This window comes from Variovorax sp. 679 (assembly GCF_003952185.1).
In the GTDB taxonomy this organism is placed as follows: Bacteria; Pseudomonadota; Gammaproteobacteria; order Burkholderiales; family Burkholderiaceae_C; genus Variovorax.
The window spans coordinates 1-24961 of sequence record NZ_RXFS01000007.1; the positions used below are offsets into that span (position 1 = coordinate 1).

The window sequence follows — 24961 nt, forward strand, 5'->3', positions numbered from 1 at the left end:
CGCGAAGAACTTCGGCTGATCGCTCGAGCGGCTTTTGCCGCTCAGTCGTTGATCAGGTTCAGGATGTTCCCGTCAGGGTCCTTGAACCACGCGACCTTCATGTCGCCCATGACATGGAGGTCGCCCACCAGCTTCGTGTCGGGCATGTCGTAGTGCTCGAAGCGCACGCCCCGGGACTTCAGGGCGTCCACGATGCGCTCGATGTCGCCGTCGACCGACCACGTCACGGCCGTGGCTTGGTTGGTGCCCGCGAATGCCGAGCGGTACACGTTGATGCGCGTGCTGCCGCTGCGGTAGACGATGACCTCGTCTCCCTCCGCATCGACCTGCGACAGGCCCAGCGTGTCTTCGTAGAAGCGGCGAGCCGCGGCGAGGTCTTTCACCGCCAGGTTGGCCACCGCGTTGATGTTTCCGAGCATGCGAGTCTCCTTCCAGACCCGACGTGCCATCGAACGGCGCCGGGCTTGCCAAAAATACTCAACCATGCGGTGCAGTATTCGCGTCGGACGAGGCCCTGTCAAGGCATCGGAAAATGACACCCCGCAAGTCGAGACGTGCCCCATCGCAAATGAAGAAATCCTTCTTATGCGGCTTCCGGCACACTGCACCCCCGGTGCAGTGACGACGGCAACGACTGCAACCCCGAATCGACTCCGACAAAGAGACAACCCATGATCCGCAGACACCTCGGCAAGCTGGCCACCTCGCTGGCATTCACGCTGGCATTCCCCCTGGCCCTCACGGCCACCGCCCACGCGCAGACCGCGACCTACCCCGCCAAGCCCATCCGCATGGTCGTGCCCTTCCCGCCCGGGGGCGGCACCGACATCCTGGCGCGCCTGGTGGCCCAGAAGCTCACCGAGGTGAACCACTGGACCGTGGTGCCCGACAACCGCGCCGGCGCCGGCGGCACCATCGGCATCGCCGAGGCCGCGCGCGCCGCGCCCACGGGCTACGACATCGTGATGGGCCAGAAGGACAACATGGTCGTCGCGCCCTGGCTCTACAAGAGCCTGAGCTACAACCCCGTGAAGGACCTGACGGCCGTGGCTCACGTGGCCTACACGCCGGTGGTGATCGTCACGCAGGCCAACTCGAAGTTCAAGACGCTCGACGACGTGGTGAAGGCCGCGCGCGCCGCGCCTGACACCGTCACCTACGGCTCGCCCGGCAACGGCACCACCATCCACCTGGCCGGCGAGATCTTCAATGGCGCCGCCAAGATCAAGATGCGCCACGTGCCCTACAAGGGCTCCAACGCGGCCATGATGGACGTGCTCGCGGGCAACGTCGACCTGATGGTGTCGTCGGTGCCCTCGGCCATGGCGCAGATCAAGGCCGGCAAGCTTCGGCCGCTGGCGGTCACGTCGGCCAAGCGCAGCACCTCGCTGCCCGACACGCCCACCGTGGCCGAGCTGGGCTACAAGGACTTCGACGTGAGCACCTGGTACGGCATCTTCGTGCCGGCGGGCACGCCGAAGGACGTGGTGACGGCACTGAATGCCGAAGTCAACAAGCTGCTGGCCACGCCCGAGATGAAGGCGGCCATCATTGCCCAGGGCGCCGAACCGCAGAGCATGACGCCCGAGCAGTTCGGCAAGCTGCTGAAGACCGACTACGAGAAGTGGAAGGGCATCGTGCAAGCCTCGGGCGCGACAATCGAATAAGGCCACGCGCCGCAGAATGGTGTCCCCAGAACAGGCCGCAGCGACGGCGCGGAGACACCGATGGTTCCTTCCCTTTCCCTGAAGACGGCCGCCCTGGCGGCGGCTGTCGCCCTCGTCCAGGGCTGCGCCCAGACGCCTGCGCAGAAGCCCTCCGACACGACCGTCGCCGCTCACGTCGCGGCAGCCACGAAGGCCGCGGGCACCGACCTCGGGCCGCTGCTCTCGCTGTGCAAGCCCGCTCCCGCCACGCGACCGCCGCAGGAGGAGCTCGACAAGGGCCTCCCGCTGCTCATCAACAAGCCCGCGCCGCCGCCCGCCAGGGCCTTCGACAACCTCTACTTCGTGGGTGCCGACTGGGTCAGCGCCTGGGCCATCAAGACATCGGACGGCATCATCCTCATCGATGCGCTCAACAACCAGGTGGAAGCCGCCGCGCTGATCGAAGGCGGCATGCGCAAGCTGGGCCTCGACCCGGCGCAGATCAGGTACGTGATCGTCACGCACGGCCACGGCGACCACTACGGCGGTGCGCCGTACCTCGCGCAGAAGTACCGGGCGCGCGTGGTGATGAGCGATCTCGACTGGACCATGACCGAGACGAAGCTGGAGTTCGCCACGCCCATCTGGGGCGCGCCGCCCAAGCGAGACATCTCGGTGAAGGACGGCGACCGCGTCACCCTGGGCGACACCACCGTCACGCTCTACCTCACGCCGGGCCACACCATGGGCACGCTCTCGCCGGTGTTCGACGTGAGCGAGAACGGCAGGAAGCATCGCGCCATGCTCTGGGGTGGCACGGGCTTCAACTTCGGCAAGGACGTGCCGCGGCTGGACAGCTACATCGCGTCCACGAAGCGCATGGACTCGCGGGTGAAGGCGCAGAACGTCGACGTGATGCTGTCGAACCATTCGAACGTCGACAGCTCGCAGGCCAAGATGGCCGCACTGCGGCAGCAGCCCGCTGGCGCCCCGAATCCCTTCGTGATGGGCACGCCCACGGTGGAACGCGCATTGAACGTGATGGGCGAATGCGCGCAGGCTCAGCGCGACAGGTTCGCGATGCAGTGAGCTGAGCGGGTGCCGGACTCAGTCCGGCACGAACTTGGCGTTGAAGACGGCGACGTCCGACTCCTGCTCGAACGTCACCACCTGCCCCATCTTCCCGTCGCTCATGCGGCAGGCCGAGAACAGGCTGTAGCGCCCCGCGAAGCCGAACTCGTCCATCACGATCAGCGCATAGGGGTAAGGCACGAACACCTGGTGCGCGAACACGATGCGGTGCACGTTGCGCGGCGAGGGAAAGAGCTTGTACTCGCCGGTGTCGATGGCCTGTGCGGTTGCCATGGGAATGCTCGCTTTCCGATCAATCCGGATCGCGCACGTCGGCCACGGGCTTCGCGCCGAAGTCCGCGCGCGCCAGGTACTTCAGCACCTTGGCCGCCGCCGAGGCGGGGCTGTCGAGCATGCCTTCGTTCTTCATCTTCTCGAAGCGCGTGCGGTCCGGAAACTTCTCGGCCGATGCGCCGCGCAACTGCACCTGCATGTCGGTGTCGATCACGCCCGGCGCGAGCGAGACGATGCGCGCGCCGTTCGGCGCATTCGCCTCCTCGAGCGCCACGGCGCGCGAGAAGTGGTCCATGCCGGCCTTCGCCGCGCAGTAGGGCGCCTGGCTGCCCATGGCGTTGCGGCCCAGGCCCGAGGAGATGTTCAGCACCTTGCGAGCGCCGCGCCATTCGCGCGTGGCGCCGAGGAACGCAGCCGTCAGCAGCATCGGGGCTTCGAGGCCGATGCGCAGGGCCAGCGAGAGCTCTGCTTCCACAGCGCGCGACAGCGGCGCCGGGTTGCCGACCGTGCCGGCGTTGTTGATGAGCGTGACGCTGTCGAAGCGCTGCGCGTCGACGGTCTTCAGCCAGGCAGACAGGCGCTCGGCTGCGGCCACGGGGTCGGACAGGTCCTGCTCCCATTGCGTGAGCTCGGCACCGGCGGCCTTTGCCGCTTCGGCCAGCGCCGGGGACTGCTTGCGCGAAATGCCGATCACCGTGTGGCCGGCCTGCAGCAGCTGTTCGGCCATGGCCTGGCCCAGGCCGCGCGAGGCGCCGGTGATGAGGGTGAGGTGGGAGGTGGACATGAAGATTGCGGTGGAGACAGAAAGAAAGACCGTGAGCTTAGGCGATGTGCAGAGGCTCGGTGGAAGCTGCGGTTGAACCGGCCGCTGTCTCATGAAGCCCGGTAGCTGTAGCTGAAGGACGCGGAAGAGTGTCCTTATAAATGGACAAATTCTTCTTCCATATCCAAAATGTGGCGCATGAAGGACAAAATCCGACTTCCCATCGAGCTTGGACAGGCCATCCAGCGCGCGCGAAAAGAAGGCCGCCTGAAGGCGACCGACATCGCCTCGCGTTCAGGCCGCGCGCGCAACGTTCTCTACCGCCTGGAACGAGGGGAAGACATCACCCTCGCCTCGCTCTTCGACATCCTGCGCGCCATGGATCTCACGATCCGTCTGGAGCGTCTGGGCATGCCGACGCTGGAGGAAGTCACGGAGCGCTTCGGACAGGATGACGACGATGCTTCCTGAAAAGATCAAGCAACTCGACGTCGAGATCGCCGGCGCGTCGGCCGGCCAGCTGCTCAGACACTCGGTCTACGAGTTCCGGTATCTCGACGGCCGTGCGGATCAGCCCTCGGTCGCGCTGCTCATGCCGCCGACCCGGCCGACGTACCAGGACGGTGACCTCTTCGCAGTCATGGATCAGAACCTGCCCGAAGGCGACCTGTACCTGCGCCTGCGGGCGATGTTTCCCAAGCAGCAGCTCACGCCGATGCACCTGCTCGCAGTGGTCGGGGCCAACGGCATCGGACGGCTGGGCTTCCGGCTGCCGGGGGCGCAGCCACTCGCGGCGCCTCGGATCATCGACCGCAAGACCTTGCTAGGGACCCGCTACACGCCCGAGGTGTTCGACGAGCTGGTAAGGGCGTACCTGAGCACGGGCGCAGGCATTGCCGGCATGCAGCCGAAGATCATGGTGCCGGATCGGGTCACCCTCCCGGTGCCCACGATCATCGTGAAGGCCGCCGCACCGTCCTATCCGGGCCTGTCGGCCAACGAGTTCATGTGCCTGACGGCCGCCGGCCACGCCGGCATCGAGACGCCCACGTTCGACCTCTCGGACGATGGGCAACTGCTGCTGGTCGACCGGTTCGACATCGCGGCGGACGGATCTCGCATCGGTTTCGAGGACATCGCGGCGTTGATGAACCTTCGGGTTCGCGACATCCAATCCGATCGGAAATACCACGGGAGCTACCAGCGCATCGCCGAGCTGATGCAGTACCTTCAACTGCCCAGCGAAAACCTCGAGCGCTTCTTCGAGCAGGTGGCATTCAGCGTGATGGTGCGCAACGGCGACGGCCACCTCAAGAACTACGGCTTGCTCTACACCTCGACGGCGGACTGCCGCCTGGCGCCGATGTTCGATGTGGTGACCACCGCGATCTACAGGTACACGCGCTATGAAGGCGGGCCCGAGCTGGAAGATCGCACACTGGCGCTCAAGCTCTTCGCCGGCAAGGGCCACACGAAAGCCTATCCGACTACCGAGGAACTGCTGCTGTTCGGCAGCAAGGTATGCGGGGTCGCAAAGCCCGCGCTCGTTCTCGCGCGCATCGCCGAGGGGATGCGCAAGACGCTGGACCAGGCGGGCCGTGACCAGCGAATCCCGAAAGACCTGCTGGAGAAGATGCGAGACACGTGGGCCGACGGGGTGATCTACGCCAAGGCGCGGTAGATCTCCGGATGCATCGGGCTCGCCTGTTCGAACACCGGAAGCCGGTGCTGCCAGTCAGTTGTTCGCGGACAAGATCTCCAGCCTCTAGCGGAACTGCTTGCGCAGGAAGTTGCGATGCCGCGCGATGTGCTGCATCTGCGCCGGCGCGACACTGCCGCCCAGGTCGACCTCGTCCGCGCCGTTGAGCACCGCGTTGGCGTTCGCCATCGCACGCGCGACGACTTCTTCCTCGCTCACGCCGAGCTGCGCCGCAAGGTCGAGCGCCACGCGCCGCATTGCGCGCTGCGAGAGCATCCACATCGCGCCGAAGCGGTCCCACGCGAGCGCGGCCTCTTCCGCCTTCTCGCGGTCGGCAAGGATCTCGTTGAGCGGCCTGGCCAGCACTTCATTGAGTGCATCGAGCTTTTTCGCCAGCGCCTCGTTGCGCTCGATGGCTTCTTCGAGCGTCGGGCCGGCGTCTTCCGCCTTCGCCTTCGGAGGAGCCTCGGCCGGCGGAGGGACGAAGGCTGCTTCCGCATTCGCGGGCACCACCAGGAGCTGGTCTTTGAGGGTCATGTTCTTTCCGTTTACGCCGTGGCGCTCTTCTTGTTGTTCGACATCGCGGTCGCGCGCAGGCCCGGCAGGTCGAGCACGCGCAGCCCGCCGTACTCCACGCGGATCAGGCCCTGCGCCGACAGGCCGTTCAGCGCTTCGTTCACGCGCTGGCGCGAGAGGCCGACCAGGTAGGCCAGCTCCTGCTGCGTGATTCGCAGGACTTCGCCCACGCCCGGATACAGCACCGGGTTGAACAACGACACCAGGTTGCGCGCCACCCGCGCGTCGGGGTTGTTGAGCCGGTCGATCTCCAGCGCCGCGATGAACTGGCCCAGCCGCTCGTTGAGCTGGTTCATCACGAAGCGGTTGAAGCCGATGGAGTGGTCCAGCAGCCAGTGGAAGCTCTCGGTCGGCAGGCCCGCGATCAGGCTGCGCCGCAGCGCCTGGATGTTGTAGCGGTAGGGCTCGCGCTTCATCACCGTGCCTTCGCCGAACCAGCCGCCCGGCGGCACGCCGGTGTAGGTGACGGAGCCGCCGTCGGCGTTGTCGTTGCTCATCTTCAGCAGCCCTTCGACCACGCCGAACCAGTAGGTGGGCGAGCGGCCCACGCGGCACACCAGGTCGCCGGGTTCGGCCTCGCCGACCACCAGCGCGGCCTCGGCGCGGCGGCGCTCGGCGGGCGTGAGCCTGGGCAGCCAGGGAATGCCTTCGAGCTCCGCGGCATTGGCGGGGCGCACGCGGTCCCTGATGGACGAACCGCCGAGCGCGCTGTTGTGGTTGGGATTGCCGTGAGGCATCGGGAAACTCCGGGGAGTAGTGTCCCTAGGATTGTCGTTGGAACGACAACCGGGCGTCAAAGTGAGTCCTACGATCCGCCCACTGTGCAAACAACCGCCCCCACCTTCCCCCGTCTGCTGCTCGCGCATGCCGAGGCCCAACCCGAGGCGCCCGCCATGCGCGAGAAGGATCTCGGCATCTGGCAAACCTGGACCTGGAACGCCGTGGCGCAGGAAGTGCGCGAAATGGCCTGCGGTCTCGCGAGCCTGGGCTTCAGGCCCTTCGACAACCTGGCCATCGTCGGCGCCAACCGGCCGCACCTGTACATGGCGGTGGTCGCGGCGCAGAGCCTGCGCGGCGTGCCGGTGCCGCTGTACCAGGACGCGGTGGCCGGCGAGATGGTCTTCATGCTGCAGGACGCCGGCATCGAATTCGTGATCGTCGAGGACCAGGAGCAGGTCGACAAGCTGCTCGAGTGCCGCGAGATCCAGCAAGGCAAGCAGCCGGGCATCCGCTACATCATCTACGACGACCCCAAGGGCCTGCGCCACTACGACCAGCCCGGGCTCATGAGCTACGAGCAGCTGCGCGCACTGGGCCGCGAGTTCGACAAGAGCAACGTCGGCTACTACGACCGCGCGGTGGCCGGCGGCGAGGCCACCGACGTGGGCGTGATCCTCTACACCTCGGGCACCACCGGCCGCCCCAAGGGCGTGTGCCAGACGCATGCGAGCTTCATCGCGGCGGGCCGCGGTGGCGTCGAGACCGACAGGCTCGGCCCCGGCGACAACATCATGAGCTACCTGCCGATGGCGTGGGTGGGCGACCACCTGTTCTCTGTGGCGCAGTGGCTGGTGGGCGGCTTCACGCTCAACTGCCCCGAGTCGAGCGAGACGGTGATGAACGACATGCGCGAGATCGGCCCGAGCTACTACTTCGGCCCGCCGCGCACCTTCGAGGGGCTGCTGACGGCCGTGTCGATCCGCATGGAGGACGCGGCCGCTCCGAAGCGCTGGCTGTACGCGAAATTCATGGCGCTGGCGCAGCGCGTGGGCGCGGACATCCTCAACGGCGCGCCGGTAGGCATGCGCGACCGCCTCATGTACCGCCTGGGCGACCTGCTGATCTACGGCCCGCTGCGCAACGTGCTGGGCATGAGCCGCATCCGCGTGGCCTACACCGCGGGCGCCGCCATCGGGCCCGACCTGTTCCGCTTCTACCGCTCCATCGGCGTCAACCTCAAGCAGTTCTACGGCCAGACGGAGACCTGCGCCTACGTGTGCCTGCAGCAGGACGGCAAGGTCAAGCTGCAGACCGTGGGCACGGCCGCGCCGGGCATCGAGCTGAAGATCGCCGACGACGGCGAGGTGCTGGTGCGCGGCGTGTCGGTGCTCAAGGAGTACTACAAGCGCCCCGACGCCACCGCCGAGGTGCTCGACGCCAACGGCTACTTCCACACCGGCGACGCGGGCGTGCTCGACAGCGAAGGGCACCTGCGCATCATCGACCGCGCGAAGGACGTGGGCCGGCTCGTGGGCGGCGCGATCTTCGCGCCCAACTACATCGAGAACAAGCTCAAGTTCTTCCCGCAGATCAAGGAGGCCGTGTGCTTCGGCAACGGCCGCGACGAAGTGTGCGCGGCCATCAACATCGACTTCGAGGCAGTGGGCAACTGGGCCGAGCGCAGGGGCCTGGCCTACGGCGGCTACGTCGACCTGGCAGGCAAGCCCGACGTGCTGGCGCTGGTGGCCGAGTGCATCGCCAAGGTGAACGCCGACCTCGCCGCCGAGGACGGCATGGGCGAGACGCAGATCTCGCGCTTCCTCGTGCTGCACAAGGAGCTCGACCCCGACGACGACGAGCTGACCCGCACGCGCAAGGTGCGCCGCGGCTTCATCGCCGACAAGTACGCGGTGTTGGTCGATGCGCTCTATGGCGGCAAGGCCGAGCAGTTCATCGAGACCCAGGTCAAGTTCGAGGACGGACGCACGGGCTCGGTGAGCGCCACGCTGAAGATCGTCGATGCGAAGCGCTTTCCGTTGATCAGGGCGGCCGCATGAACGCGCACAACCTCACCGAGGCATCCATGCTTGCAACAACGACTCGAGGCGGCCGCAAAGACGGCGAGGTCATCCTCGACGTGCAGAACATCAGCTTGAGCTTCGGCGGCGTGAAGGCGCTGACGGACATCAGCTTCAATGTGCGCGAGCATGAAGTGCGCGCCATCATCGGGCCGAACGGCGCGGGCAAGAGCTCGATGCTGAACTGCATCAACGGCGTCTACCAGCCGCAGCAGGGCTCCATCACCTTCCGCGGCCAGACCTTCAGGCACATGAATTCGCGCCAGGTGGCCGAGATGGGCGTGGCGCGCACATTCCAGAACCTGGCCCTCTTCAAGGGCATGAGCGTGCTCGACAACATCATGACCGGGCGCAACCTCAAGATGAAGAGCGGGCTGCTGGCCCAGGCCTTCCGCTGGGGCCCCGCCGAGCGCGAGGAACTGCAGCACCGCGAGTTCGTCGAGCACATCATCGACTTCCTCGAGATCCAGGCGCACCGCAAGACACCCGTGGGCCGCCTGCCCTACGGCCTGCAGAAGCGCGTCGACCTCGGCCGCGCGCTCGCGATGGAGCCGCAGGTGCTGCTGCTGGACGAACCCATGGCCGGCATGAACGTGGAAGAGAAGCAGGACATGAGCCGCTTCATCCTCGACGTGAACGACGAGTTCGGCGCGACCATCGTGCTGATCGAGCACGACATGGGCGTGGTGATGGACATCTCCGACCGCGTGGTGGTGCTGGACTACGGCAAGAAGATCGGCGACGGAACGCCGGATGAAGTCCGGAACAACGAAGACGTGATCCGGGCATACCTCGGCGTGGAGCATTGAGCATGGGCTTTTTTCTTGAAACCCTGTTTGGCGGCCTCATGGTCGGCATGCTCTATTCGCTGATCGCCATCGGCTTCGTGCTGATCTACAAGGCCTCGGGCGTCTTCAACTTCGCGCAGGGCGCGATGGTGCTTTTTGCGGCGCTCGCCATGGCGCGCTTCTCGGAGTGGTTCCCGCTGTGGTTCGGCTTCCAGAGCCAGATCCTCGCGAACATCCTGGCCTTCATCGCCGCCATGGCGGTGATGATCGTCGTGGCCTGGCTCATCGAGCGGCTGGCGCTCAGCAAGCTCGTGAACCAGGAAGGCATCACGCTGCTGATGGCCACGCTGGGCATCGCCTACTTCCTCGACGGCGTGGGCCAGACCATCTTCGGCAACGATATCTACAAGATCGACGTGGGCATGCCCAAGGAGCCGCTGATGGTGCTGCAGAACACCTTCCAGGGCGGCCTTCTGCTGAGCCAGGAAGACCTGATCGCCGCGCTGGTGGCGGCGGGGCTGGTGGTGGTGCTGGCCATCTTCTTCCAGAAGACCGCCACCGGCCGCGCCCTGCGCGCGGTGGCCGACGACCATCAGGCCGCGCAGTCCATCGGCATTCCGCTCAAGCGCATCTGGGTGATCGTGTGGTCGGTGGCCGGCTTCTCGGCGCTGGTGGCCGGGATCATCTGGGGGTCGAAGCTGGGCGTGCAGTTCTCGCTGTCGCTGGTGGCGCTGAAGGCGCTGCCGGTGGTGATCCTCGGTGGTCTCACCTCGATCCCGGGCGCCATCATCGGCGGCCTGCTGATCGGCGTGGGCGAGAAGCTGTCCGAAATCTATCTCGGGCCGATGTTCGGCGGCGGCATCGAGATCTGGTTTGCCTACGTTCTCGCGCTGGTGTTCCTGCTGGTCCGTCCGCAAGGCCTCTTCGGCGAAAAAATTATTGATCGCGTATGAAATACGAGATCAACAATTTTTCGGTGCAGGCTAACTTGCGAAGCAAGTCAAGCGAAGCGGGCCGGAGCCAAAAGATCATCGATCGGGTCTGAAAATGTTCTACAGAGAAAACGGCCAATTCAAGTCGAGCTACCGCGCCGACCAGCAGATCTTCCCGATCGCGCAGGACCGCCTCGCAATCCTGGTGCTGCTGCTCGTGGCTTTCGTGGTGGTGCCGCTGGGCGTGTCCGACTACTGGATGCGCGCCATCCTCACGCCTTTCCTGATCCTGTCGCTCGCGGCACTGGGCCTCAACATCCTCGTGGGCTACTGCGGCCAGATCTCGCTGGGCACCGGCGCCTTCATGGCGGTGGGCGCCTACGCAGCCTACAACTTCCAGGTGCGCATCGACGGCATGCCGCTGATTGCCTCGCTGCTGCTGGGCGGACTGTGCGCCACGGTGATCGGCGTGCTGTTCGGCATTCCGAGCCTGCGCATCAAGGGGCTCTACCTGGCGGTGGCCACGCTGGCGGCGCAGTTCTTCACCGACTGGGCCTTCCTGCGCATCCAGTGGTTCACCAACAATTCGTCTTCCGGTTCGGTGAGTGTGGCGGGGCTCAACGTGTTCGGCGTGCCCATCGAATCGCCGGCACAGAAGTACCTGTTCTGCCTGATCTTCGTGTCGGTGTTCGCGCTGCTGGCGAAGAACCTGGTGCGCAGCGCCATCGGCCGCGAGTGGATGGCGATGCGCGACATGGACGTGGCAGCCGCGGTGATCGGCATCCGACCGGTGTACGCCAAGCTCACGGCCTTCGCGGTGAGCAGCTTCATCGTCGGCGTGGCCGGCGCGCTGTGGGGCTTCGTGCACCTGGGCGCGTGGGAACCGGCTGCGTTCAGCATCGACCGCTCGTTCCAGCTGCTGTTCATGGTGATCATCGGCGGGCTCGGCTCGATCATGGGCAGCTTCTTCGGCGCCGCCTTCATCGTGCTGCTGCCGCTGCTGCTGAACCAGTTGCCGGGCTGGCTGGGCTTCTCGATTTCGACCGCGCTGGCATCGCACCTGGAAACCATGATCTTCGGCGCGCTGATCGTGTTCTTCCTGATCGTCGAGCCGCACGGCCTCGCGCGGCTGTGGTCCACGGCCAAGGAAAAGCTGCGGCTGTGGCCCTTCCCTCATTGATTGACGAGTTCCCGTTCGTAAAAAACCCGGCACCGAGGTGCCCACAAAGGAGACAGGCATGAAACTGAAATCGCTCGCTCTGACCGCCGCCCTGGTGGCCAGCACCCTCGGCGCCCTGCTCGCGCCATCGCTCGCGCAGGCACAGGCCAAGGAGCAGTTCTTCCCGCTGCTGGTGTATCGCACGGGCCCCTATGCCCCCAACGGCACGCCGTGGGCCAACGGCAAGCAGGACTACATCAAGCTGGTCAACGCGACCGGCGGCATCAACGGCGTGAAGATCTCGTACGAGGAGTGCGAGACCGGCTACGCCACCGACAAGGGCGTCGAATGCTACGAGCGCCTGAAGGGCCGCCCGGGCGTGGCGCTCTTCGACCCGCAGGCCACCGGCATCACCTTCGCGCTGACCGACAAGGTGCCGACCGACAAGATCCCGCTGATCACGCTGGGCTACGGCCTGGCCGCCTCGCAGGACGGCGGCGTCTTCAAGTGGAACTTCCCGCTGATGGGCTCCTACTGGACCGCGGCCGACATCCTGATCCAGCACATCGGCAAGACCGAAGGCGGCATGGACAAGCTCAAGGGCAAGAAGATCGCCCTCGTGTACCACGACTCGCCGTTCGGCAAGGAGCCGATCCCGCTGCTGCAGGAACGTGCGAAGCAGAACGGCTTCGAGCTCTCGCTGATCCCGGTGACCGCACCGGGCGTGGAGCAGAAGTCGGCCTGGCTGCAGGTGCGCCAGCAGCGCCCCGACTTCGTCCTGCTGTGGGGCTGGGGCGTGATGAACTCCACCGCCCTGAAGGAAGCCGTGGCCACCGGCTACCCGCGCGAGAAGATGTACGGCGTGTGGTGGGCCGGTGCCGAGCCCGACGTGAAGGACGTGGGCGCCAACGCCAAGGGCTATCACGCGCTGGCGCTGAACACTTCGGGCACGCAGCCCAAGGTGATCCAGGACATCCTGAAGCAGGTGCACGAGAAGGGCCAGGGCACGGGTCCGAAGGACGAAGTGGGCTCGGTGCTCTACACGCGCGGCGTGATCATCCAGATGCTGACCGTCGAGGCCGTGAAGCGCGCGCAGGAGCGCTTCGGCAAGGGCAAGGTCATGACCGGCGAGCAGGTGCGCTGGGGCATGGAGAACCTCGCGCTCGACCAGAAGAAGCTCGATGCGCTGGGCTTCTCGGGCGTGATGCGTCCGGTGAGCACCTCGTGCCAGGACCACATGGGCTCGACCTGGGCGCGCGTCCATACCTGGGACGGTGCGAAGTGGGGCGACATGTCCGACTGGTACCAGGCCGACGAACAGATCATCAAGCCGATGGTGAAGACCGCCGCCGACAAGTACGCGGGCGAGAAGAAGCTGACCCGCCGCGAAGCGGCGGATTGCCAATCTTGAGCTAACCCCCAGGCTGCACGCACTTCGTGTCGCTTCGCCCACCCCCTTGCAGGGGGCAACACCTGCGGCCCGGCAAAGCCGGTTCCGCGGTGTTCCCCGAAGGGAGGCGGGCCGAGCGGGCATCTGAAAGAACGATGTTTTTGTTTTTTCAAATGCTTCGGACCACACCATGAGCGAATCCAAAATCCTCCTCGACGTCAACGGCATCGAGGTCATCTACAACCACGTGATCCTGGTGCTCAAGGGCGTGTCGCTGACCGTGCCTGACGGCGGCATCGTGGCGCTGCTCGGCGGCAACGGCGCGGGCAAGACGACCACGCTGCGCGCGGTGAGCAACCTGCTCGCGGGCGAACGCGGCGCGGTCACCAAGGGCACCATCGAGCTGCGCGGCGAGCGCATCGAGGCGCTGTCCCCGGCCGAGTTGGTGAAGCGCGGCCTGATCCAGGTGATGGAAGGCCGCCACTGCTTCGCGCACCTGACCATCGAGGAGAACCTGATGACCGGCGCCTACACGCGCACCGACGGCAAGGCCGCTGTGCAGCAGACGCTGGAGAAGGTGTATGCGTACTTCCCGCGCCTGAAGACGCGACGCACCTCGCAGGCGGCCTACACATCGGGCGGCGAGCAGCAGATGTGCGCCATCGGCCGCGCGCTGATGGCCAACCCGAGCATGGTGCTGCTCGACGAGCCCTCGATGGGCCTCGCGCCGCAGATCGTGGAAGAAGTGTTCGAGATCGTGAAGGACCTCAACGCCAAGGAGCGTGTGACCTTCCTGCTGGCCGAGCAGAACACCAACATGGCGCTGCGCTATGCCGACTACGGCTACATCCTGGAGAACGGCCGCATCGTGATGGACGGCGAGGCGAAGAGCCTGCGCGAGAACGAGGACGTGAAGGAGTTCTACCTTGGCGTGGGCGGCGCGGACCGCAAGAGCTTCCGCGACGTGAAGAGCTACAAGCGGCGCAAGCGTTGGCTGGCTTGACCCTCCCCCAGTCTTCGCGCACTTCGTGTCGCGCGCGCCTTCCCCCTCGCCGGGGGCAATACCAGCGGCCCGGCAAAGCCGGTTCCGCGGTATTCCTGAAAGAGCAAGTTGAGCGCCTTGAACAGAACTGAAAGATGAAGGGTACGGACATGACCGACCACTACGACAAGCTCGAGATCCGAGACCCCGCCGAACGCGAACGCGACCTGCTGGCCGCGCTGCCGAAGCAGATCGCGCAGGCACAGACGGCAGCCCCCGCGTTCGCGAAGATCCTCGACGGCGTGAAGCCCGCCGACGTCACCACGCGCGAGGCGCTCGCGAAACTACCGGTCACGCGCAAATCGGAATTGCTCGACCTGCAGAAGGCGCGCCGCGCCGACGACCCCTTCGGCGGCTTCTCCTCGATCGTGCGCGGCCCGCGCATGCCGCGCGTGTTCGCGAGCCCCGGCACCATCTACGAGCCGGAAGGCGAAGCGCGCGACTACTGGCGCACCGCACGCGCCCTGCATGCGGCTGGCTTTCGCAGCGGCGAGCTCATCCACAACAGCTTCAGTTACCACATGACTCCCGCCGGCTCGATCATGGAATGCGGCGCGCGAGCCTTGGGCTGCACTGTGCTGGCGGGCGGCACCGGCCAGACCGAGCAGCAGCTCGAAGCCATGGTCGACCTGAAGCCCGAAGGCTATGCGGGCACGCCGAGCTTCCTCAAGATCCTGCTGGAGAAGGCCGAAGAAAAAGGCCTGAAGCTGCCCTCGCTCACCAAGGCGCTCGTCTCCGGCGAAGCCTTTCCGCCGAGCCTGCACGACTGGATCGCCGCGCGCGGTGTGAAGGGCACGCAGTGCTATGCCACCGCCGACCTGGGCCTCATCGCCTACGAGACCAGCGCGCGTGAAGGGCTGGTGCTCGACGAGGGCGTGCTGGTCGAAATCGTGCGGCCCGGCACCGGCGACCCGGTGCCCGATGGCGAAGTCGGCGAGATCGTCGTCACCACCTTCAACCCCGACTACCCGCTGGTGCGCTTCGGCACCGGCGATCTTTCCGCTGTGCTCGCGGGCACCTGCCCCACGGGCCGCACCAACAAGCGCATCAAGGGCTGGCTCGGCCGCGCCGACCAGACCACCAAGGTGCGCGGCATGTTCGTGCACCCCTCGCAGGTGGCGGAGATCGTCCGCCGCTTTCCCGAAGTGCAACGCGCGCGGCTCGTGGTGTCGGGCGAGATGGGCGACGACAGGATGACGCTGCGGCTCGAATGCGCCGGCACGGCGCCCGAAGGCATCGAGGCCCGCGTGAGCGCGGTGATCCGCGAAGTGACCAAGCTGCGCGGCGAGGTCGTCGTCGCGGGCGCGGGCGAACTGCCCAACGACGGCAAGGTGATCGAGGACGCGCGCAGCTACAAGTAGCGGCGGTACAGCACGCGCGTGGTGACGCGTGTAAGCACGACCACGAGCATCGAGTAGATCAGCACCAGCGCCGCCACGAAGCTCACGAGGCTGCCCGCGCTGTTGAAGCCGTGCAGCCACACCGCCAGCATCAGCCACAACAGCATGAAGGCGACGCAGCCCACCTGCACCAGCACGAACGTCAGCACGGCGGCACCCACGGCCCTGAAAGGCCGCACGCGCGAGACCACCGGCGCGGCGCCCAGCCAGCCGCCCCAGAACGCCAGCGCGAACGCCGCCAGAGGCGGCAGCACCCAGGCGACCAGCAGTTCGGGGCCGTCCAGGTCGCGCGTCACGGAGGTCCAGCGGCTCACCGCCGCGCCGATCCACATCTGCAGCGACGCGAACACCGAGGCCCCCACCAGCGCCACCGCGCGGCGCGGCGAAGCGCCGAGGCTTTCGTCATGCTGCATCTCGGGGAGCGCGGCGCGCCCCGCCCTCAGCGCGAACCAGGCCGAGACCCATACACCGAGCGCCAGCACGACAAGCTGGGCAATCGACTGCAGGAACATGAACACCGGCATCGCAGCGCGCATGGACGGCGATCCGAAGAACTCGTGCAGCCGGCCACCCGGCATGAAGAGCAGCTGCAGGTCGTAGAGCAGAGGGCTCAGCGCATGGAAGTTCAGCACCAGCACCACGATGTACGCCACGGCGTAGCGGATGCGCGGTTGGGGCAGCGCCGCCACGCTCTGCGTGCCCCACTTCTCGAGCGCGTTGCGCCCGTGGCTCCAGGCCAGCGCCGCAGCCAGCACCCAGGCCATGCCGATGCTGAACACCATCGGTATCCACACGCCCGGCAGGGCGTAGGCGCTGCGCAGTTGTTCGCTGTCGGGCGAATCGGGCCAGAGCTGGATGGCCATGTTGACCGCCACCATCGCGATGTCGATGACCACGGTGACGAGCGCGAGATCGCGCGGCAGGCGCTGCGCGATCCCGCTCTCGTGAGGAAAGGGCTCCGTCATTGAAATACTTTCGCTTCTCGTGGCACGTGCCGTGGCACGCGAAAAAGAAGCGAGGGTATCGGATGACGCGGGTTGCCCCTGTAGGCCCGATGCGCGAATGCGGCACGGCCACCAGCCGTCGGCGCCCGCAAGGCAGACGTGCTCGACTTCGGGCGTCAGGGAGATCGGTCGTTGCTCAGGCCTGCAGGGCGGAAGCAAGGATGCCGAGCCCCTCTTCGAGCACGGCGTCCTCGATGGTCAGCGGAAAGAGGAAGCGGATCACGTTGGCATGCACGCCGCAGGTCAGCAGCAGCAGGCCCGCATCGCGCGCACGGGCCTGCACCTGCTTCGCGAACCCGGGGTCGGGCGAGCCATCGGCGCCGGCGAACTCGACGGCCACCATGGCACCCAGGCCACGCACGTCGGCGATCTGCGGCACCCTCGCGCGCAGGCCTTCGAGGCGCGCCTTGAGCCGGTCGCCCAGCACCTGCGCGCGCTCGCACAACCGTTCTTCCTCGATCACGTCCAGCACCGCATGCGACGCCGCAACGGCCAGCGGGTTGGCGGCATAGGTGCCGCCGAGCCCGCCGGGCGCGGGAGCATCCATCACCCCGGCGCTGCCGCACACCGCCGACAGGGGCGTGCCGCCGGCAAGGCTCTTGGCCATCGTCATGAGGTCGGGCACCACGTCGTGATGCTCCATCGCGAACCACTTGCCCGTGCGGGCGAAGCCGGTCTGGATCTCGTCGGCGATCAGGAGGATGCCGTAGCTGTCGCAGATCCGGCGCAGCGCGCGCACGAACAGGGGCGGCGCCGCGTAGAAGCCGCCTTCGCCCTGCACCGGCTCCAGGATGATCGCGGCCACCTGCTCGGGCTCGATGTCGGCCTTGAACAGCCGCTCGATGGCATGCAGCGACTCCTCGACCGACACGCCATGCAGCGCGACCGGCGCGGGCACATGGAAGATGCTGCCGGGGAAAGGCCCGAAGCCGGTCTTGTAGGGCGCGACCTTGCCGGTGAGCGCCATGCCCATGAAGGTGCGGCCATGAAAGCCACCGCCCAATGCGATCACGCCGGGCCGGCGGGTGGCCGCGCGCGCGATCTTGATGGCGTTCTCGACGGCCTCCGCGCCGGTGGTGAAGAAGGCCGTCTTCTTGGCGTGGGTGCCGGGCGTCAGCCTGTTGATGCGCTCGGCCAGTGCGACGGTGCTTTCGTACGGCACCACCTGGTAGGCGGTGTGGGTGAAGCGGTCGAGCTGCGCGCGGATCGCCTCGACCACGCGCGGATGCCGGTGGCCGGTGTTGAGCACCGCAATGCCCGAGCCGAAGTCGATGTAGCGGCGGCCTTCCACGTCCCACAGCTCGGCGTTGAGCGCGCGATCCGCGTAGATGGGAAAGCCGATGCCTATGCCGCGCGGCGTGGCGGCGATGCGGCGCGCGTCGATGGCGGCGTTGGTCATGAGGGTCATGCGTGTTTCCTTCCTTGTGTGTTTTCTGTCCGTGTTCAATGGCCGCCCGGCGCGACCATGCGGTGGCGGATCTGGTCGGCGACCACGGCCACGATCAGCAGCGCGCCCAGCACCACCATCTGCAGGTACGAGCCGACGCTGGCCAGGTTCATGCCGTTCTGCACGAGGCCGATGAAGATCGCGCCCATCACCACGTTCGGCACCCGGCCGATACCGCCGCGCAGGCTCACGCCGGCGATCACGCAGGCCGCGATGGATTCGAGCGCGACGGTACCGCCGAGGTTGGCTTCGCCGGTCTCCACGCGCGCCGTCAGCAGCAGGCCGCTCACGGCCGCGAGGCCGGCGCACAGCAGGTAGGCCATCAGCAGCACGCGGCGGGTGTCGATGCCAGAGAGCGCGGCCGCCTTGGCATTGCCGCCGACCGCCAGCAGGTGCGTGCCGGCCGGCATGCGGGCCATGAGCACGCCCATGCCCGCGACGCACACGGCCGTGACCAGGATCGGTATCGGAATGCCGAGCAGCGTGCCGAAGCCGAACAGCTCGCTGAACTCGCCCGGCATGCCCGACACCGGCACGCCGCCCGTGAGGAACAGCGCGAAGCCGAAGCCGATGGACTGCACGCCCAGCGTGACGATGAAGGGCGACACTCCGATGAAGGCCACGCCGATGCCGTTGATCAAGCCCACCGTCAGCCCCGCGAGCATCCCGCAGAAGCAGCCGGCGATCACGACCACCCAGGTCGCGTCGGGCAGGGCCGCGCCGAAGTACTGCATGGCCAGCGCCGAGACCACCGAGGTGATGGCCATCACGGTGCCGACCGAGAGGTCGAAGCCGCCTGTCACCAGCGCCAGCATCTGGCCCAGCGACACCAGGATCAGGTAGACCGACTGGCGCAGCAGGTTCACGAGGTTCTGCACCGTGAGGAACTGGTCCGACAGCATGCTGAACACCGCGAAGGCGATCACCAGCATGAAGGGCAGCACGCCGAGGCGCAGGAACAGGCCGCGCAGCAGCCCGAGGAGACGGCCGCCGGGGCCGATGGCAGGTGCCGCGCTGGCGGCCACGGTGGAGGACGAAGTCATGACTCTCTTTCGCTGGAACCGAAGAACAGGTTGAGCACGCGGGTCTCGCCGATTGCATCGCCCTGCAGCTCGCCGGCGATCTCGCCGCGGCACATCACGTAGACGCGGTGGCTCAGGTGCAGCACCTCGGGCAGGTCGGACGAGATCACGACCACCGCCGCGCCGCCTTCGCAGAGCTTGCGTATCACCTCGTAGAGCGCGCTGCGGGTGCCGATGTCGACGCCGACCGTGGGCTCGTCGAACACATAGAGCGCGGCATCGCGCGTCATGCCCTTGCCGAAGAGCACCTTCTGCTGGTTGCCGCCCGAGAGCAGCGCCACCGGCCGCTCGAGGTTGCGCGGCGCAAGCTCCACGCGCTCGGCCGCCGCCGTGGAGAGCCGGCGGCCCAGGCGCTTGCGCAGCCAGCCGCCGCGCCCGCGCAATGGTCCATGCACCAGCGGCAGCGTGATGTTGGCGCGCGAGCTGAAGCCGAGCACCAGCCCCTCGCCCTTGCGGTCGGGAGGCAGGTAGAACAGGCCCTCGTCGAGCATCTGGCGCACCTTCGCGCCGGTGCGCAACTGGCCCTTGAAGAGCACGCGCCCCCCGGTCACCGGGTCGAGCCCGCAGATCGCGCGGAAAAGCTCCGACTTGCCGCAGCCCACCAGCCCAGCCAGCCCCACCACTTCGCCGCGCCGCACCGTGAGACTCGCGCCGCGCACGCCGTTGGGCGAGACCAGCCCCTCGACCTGCAGCACCACCTCGCCCGGGTCGGCCGCGATGCGGGGGTAGATCTGCTCGATCGCACGGCCGCTCATCAGCTCGATCAGCCTGTCGGCGCTGGTCGCGCCGGCTTCCACGGTCGTGACCTTGCGGCCGTCGCGCAGCACCGTGATGCGGTCGGCGATCTGCGCGATCTCCTGCATGCGGTGCGAGATGTAGACGATGCCCACGCCGCTCGCCTTGAGCCGCGCCACCAGCTCGAAGAGGCGCTGCGCCTCGGTGTCGGTCAGCGAGGCGGTGGGCTCGTCGAGGATCAGCACCGATACGTCGCCGCGCAGGCCCTTGGCGATCTCGACCATCTGCTGCTGGGCACGCGTGAGGCCCGATACCGGCGCGTCGACATCGATCCCGAAGCCGAGGTCGGCCAGCATCGCGCGGGCCCGCTCGCGCACTGCCACGCGGTCGAGCAGGCCACCCTTGCGAGGCTCCTCGCCCAGGCTCAGGTTCTGCGCGACGGAGAGCGTGGGGATCAGCGAGAACTCCTGGAACACCGCGCTGATGCCGCGGCGCCTTGCGTCGTGCACGGTCGCGAACCTCACGGGCTCGCCCCGCATGCGGATCTCGCCCGCCGAGGGTGCGTTGGCGCCGGCCAGCAGCGAGATCAGCGTGGACTTGCCGGCCCCGTTCTCGCCGAACAGCACGTGCACCTCGCCGGCGCGCAGCTCGAAGTCCATCGCATCGAGCGCCAGCACGCCCGGATAGCGTTTGCCGAGCCCGGCGGTCTGCAGCAGGAGTTCAGGCATCGACCGGCCTACTTGACTTCGAACACCGGCTTGAAGCCCGGCGGCGGCAGGATGTCGTCGAGCTTCACCGTCTTGATGTTGCCGCTGTCGACCACGAAGATCTTCGGGCCGACGTGCTTCACCACGTCCTTGTTCTCGAGCAGGCGCACCGCCTGGTCGACCGCGATGCGGCCCTGGATCACCATCGAGTCGGCAGGCGACGCGACGATGCGGCCCTTCTGGATGCCCTCGTACACGCCCGGCGTCATGTAGAAGGACAGCACCTGCACTTTCTTGTCGAGGCCGCGCGAGCGCAGGATGCCGGTGGCCGCCTCGGCCGTCACTGCCGTGCCGGCCACGTAGGCGAGATCGGGGTTGCCCTGCAGCACGTCCTCGACGAGCTTGGCCTGCGCCTCCTTGCCGGTGTCGCCGTACTTGGGATCGAGCACCGCTACGGCGCTGCCCTTGACCGCGTCCATGAAGCCCTTGTGCGCGGCCTCGACCCAGCCGGCGCCGGCGGGACCGGGGAACCAGCCCACCTTCACCGGCGGCGAGCCGGCCGGGTGCTTCTTCGCGAGGTATTCGCCGGTCGAATGCCCCATGGTGTAGAACGACACCAGCGACTTGGCCGACAGGTCGGGCGAGCTGATGCCGTTGACCAGGTCGATCACGGGCACCTTCTTCGCGGCCGTGGCCTTGATGACGTTGTTGAGCCCGTCGCCCGAGATCGCGCCGATGATCACCGCGTTGGCGCCGCGCGCCACGCAGTCCTCGATCTGGGAGACCTGCTTGCTCAGGTTGGTGTAGCCGCCCGCGTCGGCCACCTGCAGCTTCACGCCCTGGCGCCTGGCTTCCTCGATGACGCCGTAGTCCACGCCCAGCCAGTAGGCGTCCTTCATGTGCGGGAACGACACGCAGATGTCCCACTTCTTCGAGGCCTTGGCCAGGGGCGTGTAGTCGATGGGCTTCTTCGTGCCCTCGGCCGAGAAGGCGGGCTCGGTGGCCTCCGCCTTGTAGGGGAACCAGTCGGCGGCGGAGGCTGCGCCGTGCCACAGCAGGGCTGCAGCGAGCGAGCCGGCGATCAGGGAAACGCGCAGGGGCGAGCTGTTCATGAAGAACTCCTTTGATGACGACGATGAAAAAGGGAGAGAGAGGGAAGGCTCAGGCCGCGAGCGCGGCGCGCAGGCGATCGAGCCTTCGTCGCCGTTCGGCGCGGGCTTCCAGCGCCCGGGCCATGTCGACCTCCACGAAGCGGGCCTTGTGGTTGGGCTGCATCTGGGCGATCAGGTCCATGTCGGCGCTGATCACGGTGCCGACCATGGCGTAGCCGCCGCCCGAGACCGCATCGCGGTGCAGGATGATCGGCTCGCGCCCACCCGGCACCTGGATCGAGCCGTAGGGATAGCCCGCGTCGACGATGTTCGACGGATCGTGGCCCGCGCCGAACGGCGGCTTGCGGTCGAGGAACTGCAGCGGCGTGCCGTTCTTGTAGCGGTAGCCGATGCGGTCGGCCTCCGATCCCACGGTCCAGGTGTCGGCAAAGAAGCTGCGCACCGACACCTCCTGCAGGCGGTGGAAATAGATGCCGGGCAGCACGCGCAGCTCCACCTCCTTCGCCAGCACCGGCAACAGTTCGGCGGGCACGCTCCGGCCAGGCTTCGCGCGAGCCGATGGCGTGCCGACCGGCAGCCTGTCGCCCGCCAGCAGCTTGCGGCCGTTGAAGCCGCCGAACGCGCCGAGGCCGTAGGTGGAGCGGCTGCCCAGCACCACCGGCACGTCGATGCCGCCGGCCACCGCGATGCACATGCGCGCGCCGAGCTTCATGAAGTCGAAACCCAGCTTGTCGCCGGCCTGCACCGCGAAGGATTCGTTGCGCGGCATCTCGTTGCCGTTGAGCTTGACCTTGGCGTCGGCGCCGGTCACTGCCACCAGCGCGGGCGCGTCGAACTGAAGCTCGGGGCCGAGCAGCGTGCTCTCGATGACGGCCGCGCCTTCGTCGTTGCCCACCAGCAGGTTCGCGAGCACCAGGCTCTGCTGGTCGAGCGCTCCGGAGAGCGGAATGCCGAGGTTGTAGTAGCCGGGGCGGCCGGCGTCCTGCACGCTGGTCGCAAGGCCGGGCTTGAGCACTTCAATCGCCATGGAGCACCTTCAGGAGCTGTTGGTTGTAGCCGTCGGGGTCGGCCAGGAATTCCTTGAGCGAGAACGACACCGGCGCGATGCGCAGCGCGAAGGTGCCGGCCTCGACCTCGGCGATCCGGCGGTCGTACTCGGCGCGGTCGATGGGCTTCCACTTGACGATGTCGCCGGGCCGGAAGAACACCATCAGCTCCTTCAGGTAGGACAGGCGCTGGGCCGGGTCGAAGATCGGCGCCGGCGTGACGCCGAACATCTGGTAGCCGCCCGCGCCGCGCACCGAGTAGATGCAGCTGAAGCAGCCGCCGTGGCCCAGCGTGAGTCTGGGCGTGTCGGTGCGCGGGCTCAGGTACTTGGGCACCTCGATTTGCCGCTCGCGCTCGACCATCTGGAAGAGAAAGGGCAGCCCCGCCACGAAGCCGACCATCGACACGAACCACGGCGCCGAGGAGTGGGCTTCGATGAAGGCATCGACCGAGGCATGCCCGTTGATGCGCGCCGCGTATTCGATGTCGGTGCTCGACGGGTCCTGGTGGCGCTCGCGGAAACGCATGAGCGTCTCGTGCGTCCACGGGTCGTTGTAGAGCACCGGTATCTCGACGATGCGGGTCTGCATCTGCAGGTCGGCCTCGCCAAGACCGGCCTCGATCTCCTCGAGCGTGGCGAGCAGTGCGTCGGGCGCGATCACGTCCGGGTCGAAGCGCACCAGGTAGGCCGCGTTGGCCGGGCAGATCTCGGTGACTCCGGGCAGCGCGCGGCGGCGCAGCTCGTTGCAGATGGCCATGCCCTTGAAGAAGGCGGGCAGCGACATCTCCTCGCTGATCTCGACGAACAGGTGCTCGTCGCCGCCGAAGCTGTAGCGGGCCCGGGCCGGGAGCGTGGTGACGGTCATGCGGGCACCTTCTGTGGAGGAATGGTGGTGGCGACGGCATCGGCGAGCGGGTTGGCCGCGAGCCAGGTCTCGAGAAAGCCGGTGTGGAAGGCGGCGCTGGCCACGTCGGCGTCCTCGCAGAGCGCGCGGTGCAGCGGGATCGTGGTGTGGATGCCTTCGACGCGCAACTCGTCGAGCGCACGCCGCATGCGGCTCAGCGCGCCGGCGCGGTCGGTGTCGTGCACGATCAGCTTGCCGAGCAGCGAGTCGTAGTACGCAGGCACGTTGCAGCCCGGGAACAGCATGGTGTCGAAGCGAACGCCCGGCCCGCCCGGCACCACGAGCTGCGACACCAGGCCGGGGCTGGGCATGAAGTTCTTCGCCGCGTTCTCGGCATTCACGCGCACCTCGATGGCGGCGCCGGTCAGCCGGATGTCTTCCTGCGCAAGCCGCAGCGGCTGGCCGAGCGCGATGCGCAGCATTTCCTTCACGAGATCGACGCCGGTGATCATCTCGGTGATCGGGTGCTCGACCTGGATGCGCGTGTTCATCTCGATGAAGAAGAACTCGCGCGTGTCGTCGTCGTACAGGTATTCGAGCGTGCCGGCGCCGCGGTAGGCCACGGCATTGGCAAGCCGCAGCGCCGATTCGCACAGCGCGGCGCGCGTGGCCTCGCCGATGGCGGCCGAGGGCGCTTCTTCCCAGACCTTCTGGCGGCGGCGCTGCAGGGAGCATTCGCGCTCGAAGCAGTGCACCACGCGTTGCCCGTCGCCGAGGATCTGCACCTCGATGTGGCGCGCCTTGCGGATGAAGCGCTCCAGATAGACCTCGCCGTTGCCGAAGGCGGCCAGCGCTTCGGCCGTGGCGGTGGCGAACTGCTGGCGCAGCTCGGCCTCGTCGTGCGCCACGCGGATGCCGCGCCCGCCGCCGCCGGCCGAGGCCTTGATCATGATCGGATAGCCGATGTCCTTCGCGACCTCGACGGCGGTATCGGGGTCGGTCACCACGCCTGCGCTGCCGGGCACCGCGGGCACGCCCGCCTTCATGGCGGCGGCGCGCGCGGCAGCCTTGTCGCCCATGGTGCGAATGGCATGCGGCGTCGGTCCCACGAACACGAGGCCCGCGGCCTCGATGCGCTCGGCGAAATCGGCGTTTTCCGAGAGGAAGCCGTAGCCCGGATGCACCGCACCGGCGCCGCTGCCGGCGGCCGCCTGCAGGACGGCATCGACGTTCAGATAGCTCTTTGAGGCGTGCGCCGGTCCGATGCGCACCGCTTCGTCGGCCATGCGGACCGCGAGGCTCTGCGCGTCGGCGTCGCTGTAGACGGCGACCGTCTTCAGCCCCAGTTCCTTCGCGGCGCGGATGATGCGCACCGCGATCTCGCCACGGTTGGCGATCAGCAGCTTGTCGAATGCGGCTTGCAT

General features: G+C 67.3%; 24 protein-coding genes. 11 read left to right on the top strand and 13 right to left on the bottom strand.

Going from position 1 to position 24961, the window contains the following annotated elements; genetic code table 11:
• Window positions 1–41 precede the first annotated feature (41 nt).
• A complete protein-coding gene (locus tag EJO71_RS18390) occupies window positions 42–419 on the bottom strand; it encodes a VOC family protein (protein ID WP_125950560.1) in 378 nt (125 codons plus the stop codon).
• Window positions 420–671: 252 nt separating this feature from the next.
• Here EJO71_RS18390 and EJO71_RS18395 point away from each other — a divergent pair, with 252 nt between their 5' ends.
• Together EJO71_RS18395 and EJO71_RS18400 are read left to right on the top strand one after the other, a co-directional pair.
• The gene (locus tag EJO71_RS18395; RefSeq protein WP_125950559.1) at window positions 672–1667 is read left to right on the top strand and encodes a tripartite tricarboxylate transporter substrate binding protein; all 996 of its coding nucleotides are present in this window, start codon (window positions 672–674) and stop codon (window positions 1665–1667) included.
• A 60-nt stretch (window positions 1668–1727) separates the two neighbouring features.
• Window positions 1728–2735, top strand: a complete 1008-nt coding sequence (locus tag EJO71_RS18400) for an MBL fold metallo-hydrolase (RefSeq protein WP_125950558.1) — start codon at window positions 1728–1730, stop codon at window positions 2733–2735.
• An 18-nt stretch (window positions 2736–2753) separates the two neighbouring features.
• On the opposite strand, the gene EJO71_RS18405 is transcribed toward EJO71_RS18400, so the two are convergent.
• Complete coding sequence (locus EJO71_RS18405) at window positions 2754–3011, bottom strand: hypothetical protein (protein ID WP_125950557.1); 258 nt, start codon at window positions 3009–3011, stop codon at window positions 2754–2756.
• A 19-nt stretch (window positions 3012–3030) separates the two neighbouring features.
• Window positions 3031–3795 carry an SDR family NAD(P)-dependent oxidoreductase gene (locus EJO71_RS18410; RefSeq protein WP_125950556.1) on the bottom strand — a complete coding sequence of 255 codons (765 nt, stop codon included), beginning with the start codon at window positions 3793–3795 and terminating at the stop codon, window positions 3031–3033.
• Between the two features lie 168 nt (window positions 3796–3963).
• On the opposite strand from EJO71_RS18410, the gene EJO71_RS18415 reads away from it, so the two are divergent.
• Together EJO71_RS18415 and EJO71_RS18420 are read left to right on the top strand one after the other, a co-directional pair.
• A complete protein-coding gene (locus EJO71_RS18415) occupies window positions 3964–4245 on the top strand; it encodes a helix-turn-helix transcriptional regulator (protein WP_093196151.1) in 282 nt (93 codons plus the stop codon).
• Window positions 4235–5455, top strand: a complete 1221-nt coding sequence (locus tag EJO71_RS18420; RefSeq protein ID WP_125950555.1) for a type II toxin-antitoxin system HipA family toxin — start codon at window positions 4235–4237, stop codon at window positions 5453–5455. Before EJO71_RS18415 ends, EJO71_RS18420 begins: the two co-directional genes overlap by 11 nt.
• 84 nt (window positions 5456–5539) lie before the next feature.
• Here the strand turns inward: EJO71_RS18420 and EJO71_RS18425 are convergent, their stop codons facing one another.
• Together EJO71_RS18425 and EJO71_RS18430 are read right to left on the bottom strand one after the other, a co-directional pair.
• The gene (locus EJO71_RS18425; protein WP_125950554.1) at window positions 5540–6010 is read right to left on the bottom strand and encodes a hypothetical protein; all 471 of its coding nucleotides are present in this window, start codon (window positions 6008–6010) and stop codon (window positions 5540–5542) included.
• 11 nt (window positions 6011–6021) lie between these two features.
• Window positions 6022–6786 (bottom strand): Crp/Fnr family transcriptional regulator, encoded by a 765-nt coding sequence (locus EJO71_RS18430; protein WP_125950553.1) that lies wholly within the window; start codon window positions 6784–6786, stop codon window positions 6022–6024.
• Between the two features lie 84 nt (window positions 6787–6870).
• Here EJO71_RS18430 and EJO71_RS18435 point away from each other — a divergent pair, with 84 nt between their 5' ends.
• The 7 genes from EJO71_RS18435 to EJO71_RS18465 all read left to right on the top strand — a co-directional run bounded on the left by EJO71_RS18435 (window position 6871) and on the right by EJO71_RS18465 (window position 15519).
• Window positions 6871–8826 (top strand): AMP-binding protein, encoded by a 1956-nt coding sequence (locus EJO71_RS18435; RefSeq protein WP_125950552.1) that lies wholly within the window; start codon window positions 6871–6873, stop codon window positions 8824–8826.
• Window positions 8823–9656 (top strand): ABC transporter ATP-binding protein, encoded by an 834-nt coding sequence (locus EJO71_RS18440; protein WP_125950551.1) that lies wholly within the window; start codon window positions 8823–8825, stop codon window positions 9654–9656. Before EJO71_RS18435 ends, EJO71_RS18440 begins: the two co-directional genes overlap by 4 nt.
• A gap of 2 nt (window positions 9657–9658) precedes the next feature.
• On the top strand, window positions 9659–10588 hold the full coding sequence (locus EJO71_RS18445; RefSeq protein WP_125950550.1) for a branched-chain amino acid ABC transporter permease: 930 nt from the start codon (window positions 9659–9661) through the stop codon (window positions 10586–10588).
• Between the two features lie 94 nt (window positions 10589–10682).
• On the top strand, window positions 10683–11747 hold the full coding sequence (locus EJO71_RS18450; RefSeq protein WP_125950549.1) for a branched-chain amino acid ABC transporter permease: 1065 nt from the start codon (window positions 10683–10685) through the stop codon (window positions 11745–11747).
• Between the two features lie 58 nt (window positions 11748–11805).
• Window positions 11806–13137, top strand: coding sequence for an ABC transporter substrate-binding protein (locus EJO71_RS18455; protein WP_125950548.1), 1332 nt, complete (start codon window positions 11806–11808; stop codon window positions 13135–13137).
• A 169-nt stretch (window positions 13138–13306) separates the two neighbouring features.
• Window positions 13307–14119, top strand: coding sequence for an ABC transporter ATP-binding protein (locus EJO71_RS18460; RefSeq protein ID WP_125950547.1), 813 nt, complete (start codon window positions 13307–13309; stop codon window positions 14117–14119).
• Window positions 14120–14268: 149 nt separating this feature from the next.
• The gene (locus EJO71_RS18465; protein WP_125950593.1) at window positions 14269–15519 is read left to right on the top strand and encodes an AMP-binding protein; all 1251 of its coding nucleotides are present in this window, start codon (window positions 14269–14271) and stop codon (window positions 15517–15519) included.
• On the opposite strand, the gene EJO71_RS18470 is transcribed toward EJO71_RS18465, so the two are convergent.
• The 8 genes from EJO71_RS18470 to EJO71_RS18505 all read right to left on the bottom strand — a co-directional run bounded on the left by EJO71_RS18470 (window position 15510) and on the right by EJO71_RS18505 (window position 24961).
• Window positions 15510–16523, bottom strand: a complete 1014-nt coding sequence (locus tag EJO71_RS18470) for a hypothetical protein (protein WP_125950546.1) — start codon at window positions 16521–16523, stop codon at window positions 15510–15512. The two genes, EJO71_RS18465 and EJO71_RS18470, sit on opposite strands and share 10 nt — an antisense overlap.
• Window positions 16524–16698: 175 nt before the next feature.
• Complete coding sequence (gene gabT, locus EJO71_RS18475; protein WP_125950592.1) at window positions 16699–17961, bottom strand: 4-aminobutyrate--2-oxoglutarate transaminase; 1263 nt, start codon at window positions 17959–17961, stop codon at window positions 16699–16701.
• A 44-nt stretch (window positions 17962–18005) separates the two neighbouring features.
• On the bottom strand, window positions 18006–19052 hold the full coding sequence (locus EJO71_RS18480) for an ABC transporter permease (protein ID WP_125950545.1): 1047 nt from the start codon (window positions 19050–19052) through the stop codon (window positions 18006–18008).
• Entirely contained in the window at window positions 19049–20554 is a 1506-nt protein-coding gene (locus tag EJO71_RS18485) for a sugar ABC transporter ATP-binding protein (RefSeq protein WP_206169035.1), read from the bottom strand. Before EJO71_RS18485 ends, EJO71_RS18480 begins: the two co-directional genes overlap by 4 nt.
• Before the next feature lie 8 nt (window positions 20555–20562).
• A complete protein-coding gene (gene torT / locus EJO71_RS18490; RefSeq protein WP_125950544.1) occupies window positions 20563–21645 on the bottom strand; it encodes a TMAO reductase system periplasmic protein TorT in 1083 nt (360 codons plus the stop codon).
• Between the two features lie 49 nt (window positions 21646–21694).
• The gene (locus tag EJO71_RS18495) at window positions 21695–22672 is read right to left on the bottom strand and encodes a biotin-dependent carboxyltransferase family protein (protein WP_125950543.1); all 978 of its coding nucleotides are present in this window, start codon (window positions 22670–22672) and stop codon (window positions 21695–21697) included.
• A complete protein-coding gene (locus EJO71_RS18500) occupies window positions 22662–23558 on the bottom strand; it encodes an allophanate hydrolase subunit 1 (protein WP_125950542.1) in 897 nt (298 codons plus the stop codon). The genes EJO71_RS18495 and EJO71_RS18500 overlap by 11 nt, the downstream gene beginning before the upstream one ends.
• The gene (locus EJO71_RS18505) at window positions 23555–24961 is read right to left on the bottom strand and encodes an acetyl-CoA carboxylase biotin carboxylase subunit (protein ID WP_125950541.1); all 1407 of its coding nucleotides are present in this window, start codon (window positions 24959–24961) and stop codon (window positions 23555–23557) included. Before EJO71_RS18505 ends, EJO71_RS18500 begins: the two co-directional genes overlap by 4 nt.

Excerpts from the sequence above, each read along its gene's own strand:
- EJO71_RS18390 (WP_125950560.1), bottom strand. The coding sequence starts at position 419 with ATGCTCGGAAACATCAACGCGGTGGCCAACCTGGCGGTGAAAGACCTC.
- EJO71_RS18395 (WP_125950559.1), top strand. The coding sequence starts at position 672 with ATGATCCGCAGACACCTCGGCAAGCTGGCCACCTCGCTGGCATTCACG.
- EJO71_RS18400 (WP_125950558.1), top strand. The coding sequence starts at position 1,728 with ATGGTTCCTTCCCTTTCCCTGAAGACGGCCGCCCTGGCGGCGGCTGTC.
- EJO71_RS18405 (WP_125950557.1), bottom strand. The coding sequence starts at position 3,011 with ATGGCAACCGCACAGGCCATCGACACCGGCGAGTACAAGCTCTTTCCC.
- EJO71_RS18410 (WP_125950556.1), bottom strand. The coding sequence starts at position 3,795 with ATGTCCACCTCCCACCTCACCCTCATCACCGGCGCCTCGCGCGGCCTG.
- EJO71_RS18415 (WP_093196151.1), top strand. The coding sequence starts at position 3,964 with ATGTGGCGCATGAAGGACAAAATCCGACTTCCCATCGAGCTTGGACAG.
- EJO71_RS18420 (WP_125950555.1), top strand. The coding sequence starts at position 4,235 with ATGCTTCCTGAAAAGATCAAGCAACTCGACGTCGAGATCGCCGGCGCG.
- EJO71_RS18425 (WP_125950554.1), bottom strand. The coding sequence starts at position 6,010 with ATGACCCTCAAAGACCAGCTCCTGGTGGTGCCCGCGAATGCGGAAGCA.
- EJO71_RS18430 (WP_125950553.1), bottom strand. The coding sequence starts at position 6,786 with ATGCCTCACGGCAATCCCAACCACAACAGCGCGCTCGGCGGTTCGTCC.
- EJO71_RS18440 (WP_125950551.1), top strand. The coding sequence starts at position 8,823 with ATGAACGCGCACAACCTCACCGAGGCATCCATGCTTGCAACAACGACT.
- EJO71_RS18445 (WP_125950550.1), top strand. The coding sequence starts at position 9,659 with ATGGGCTTTTTTCTTGAAACCCTGTTTGGCGGCCTCATGGTCGGCATG.
- EJO71_RS18450 (WP_125950549.1), top strand. The coding sequence starts at position 10,683 with ATGTTCTACAGAGAAAACGGCCAATTCAAGTCGAGCTACCGCGCCGAC.
- EJO71_RS18455 (WP_125950548.1), top strand. The coding sequence starts at position 11,806 with ATGAAACTGAAATCGCTCGCTCTGACCGCCGCCCTGGTGGCCAGCACC.
- EJO71_RS18460 (WP_125950547.1), top strand. The coding sequence starts at position 13,307 with ATGAGCGAATCCAAAATCCTCCTCGACGTCAACGGCATCGAGGTCATC.
- EJO71_RS18465 (WP_125950593.1), top strand. The coding sequence starts at position 14,269 with ATGACCGACCACTACGACAAGCTCGAGATCCGAGACCCCGCCGAACGC.
- EJO71_RS18470 (WP_125950546.1), bottom strand. The coding sequence starts at position 16,523 with ATGACGGAGCCCTTTCCTCACGAGAGCGGGATCGCGCAGCGCCTGCCG.
- gabT (WP_125950592.1), bottom strand. The coding sequence starts at position 17,961 with ATGACCAACGCCGCCATCGACGCGCGCCGCATCGCCGCCACGCCGCGC.
- EJO71_RS18480 (WP_125950545.1), bottom strand. The coding sequence starts at position 19,052 with ATGACTTCGTCCTCCACCGTGGCCGCCAGCGCGGCACCTGCCATCGGC.
- EJO71_RS18485 (WP_206169035.1), bottom strand. The coding sequence starts at position 20,554 with ATGCCTGAACTCCTGCTGCAGACCGCCGGGCTCGGCAAACGCTATCCG.
- torT (WP_125950544.1), bottom strand. The coding sequence starts at position 21,645 with ATGAACAGCTCGCCCCTGCGCGTTTCCCTGATCGCCGGCTCGCTCGCT.
- EJO71_RS18495 (WP_125950543.1), bottom strand. The coding sequence starts at position 22,672 with ATGGCGATTGAAGTGCTCAAGCCCGGCCTTGCGACCAGCGTGCAGGAC.
- EJO71_RS18500 (WP_125950542.1), bottom strand. The coding sequence starts at position 23,558 with ATGACCGTCACCACGCTCCCGGCCCGGGCCCGCTACAGCTTCGGCGGC.
- EJO71_RS18505 (WP_125950541.1), bottom strand. The coding sequence starts at position 24,961 with ATGCAAGCCGCATTCGACAAGCTGCTGATCGCCAACCGTGGCGAGATC.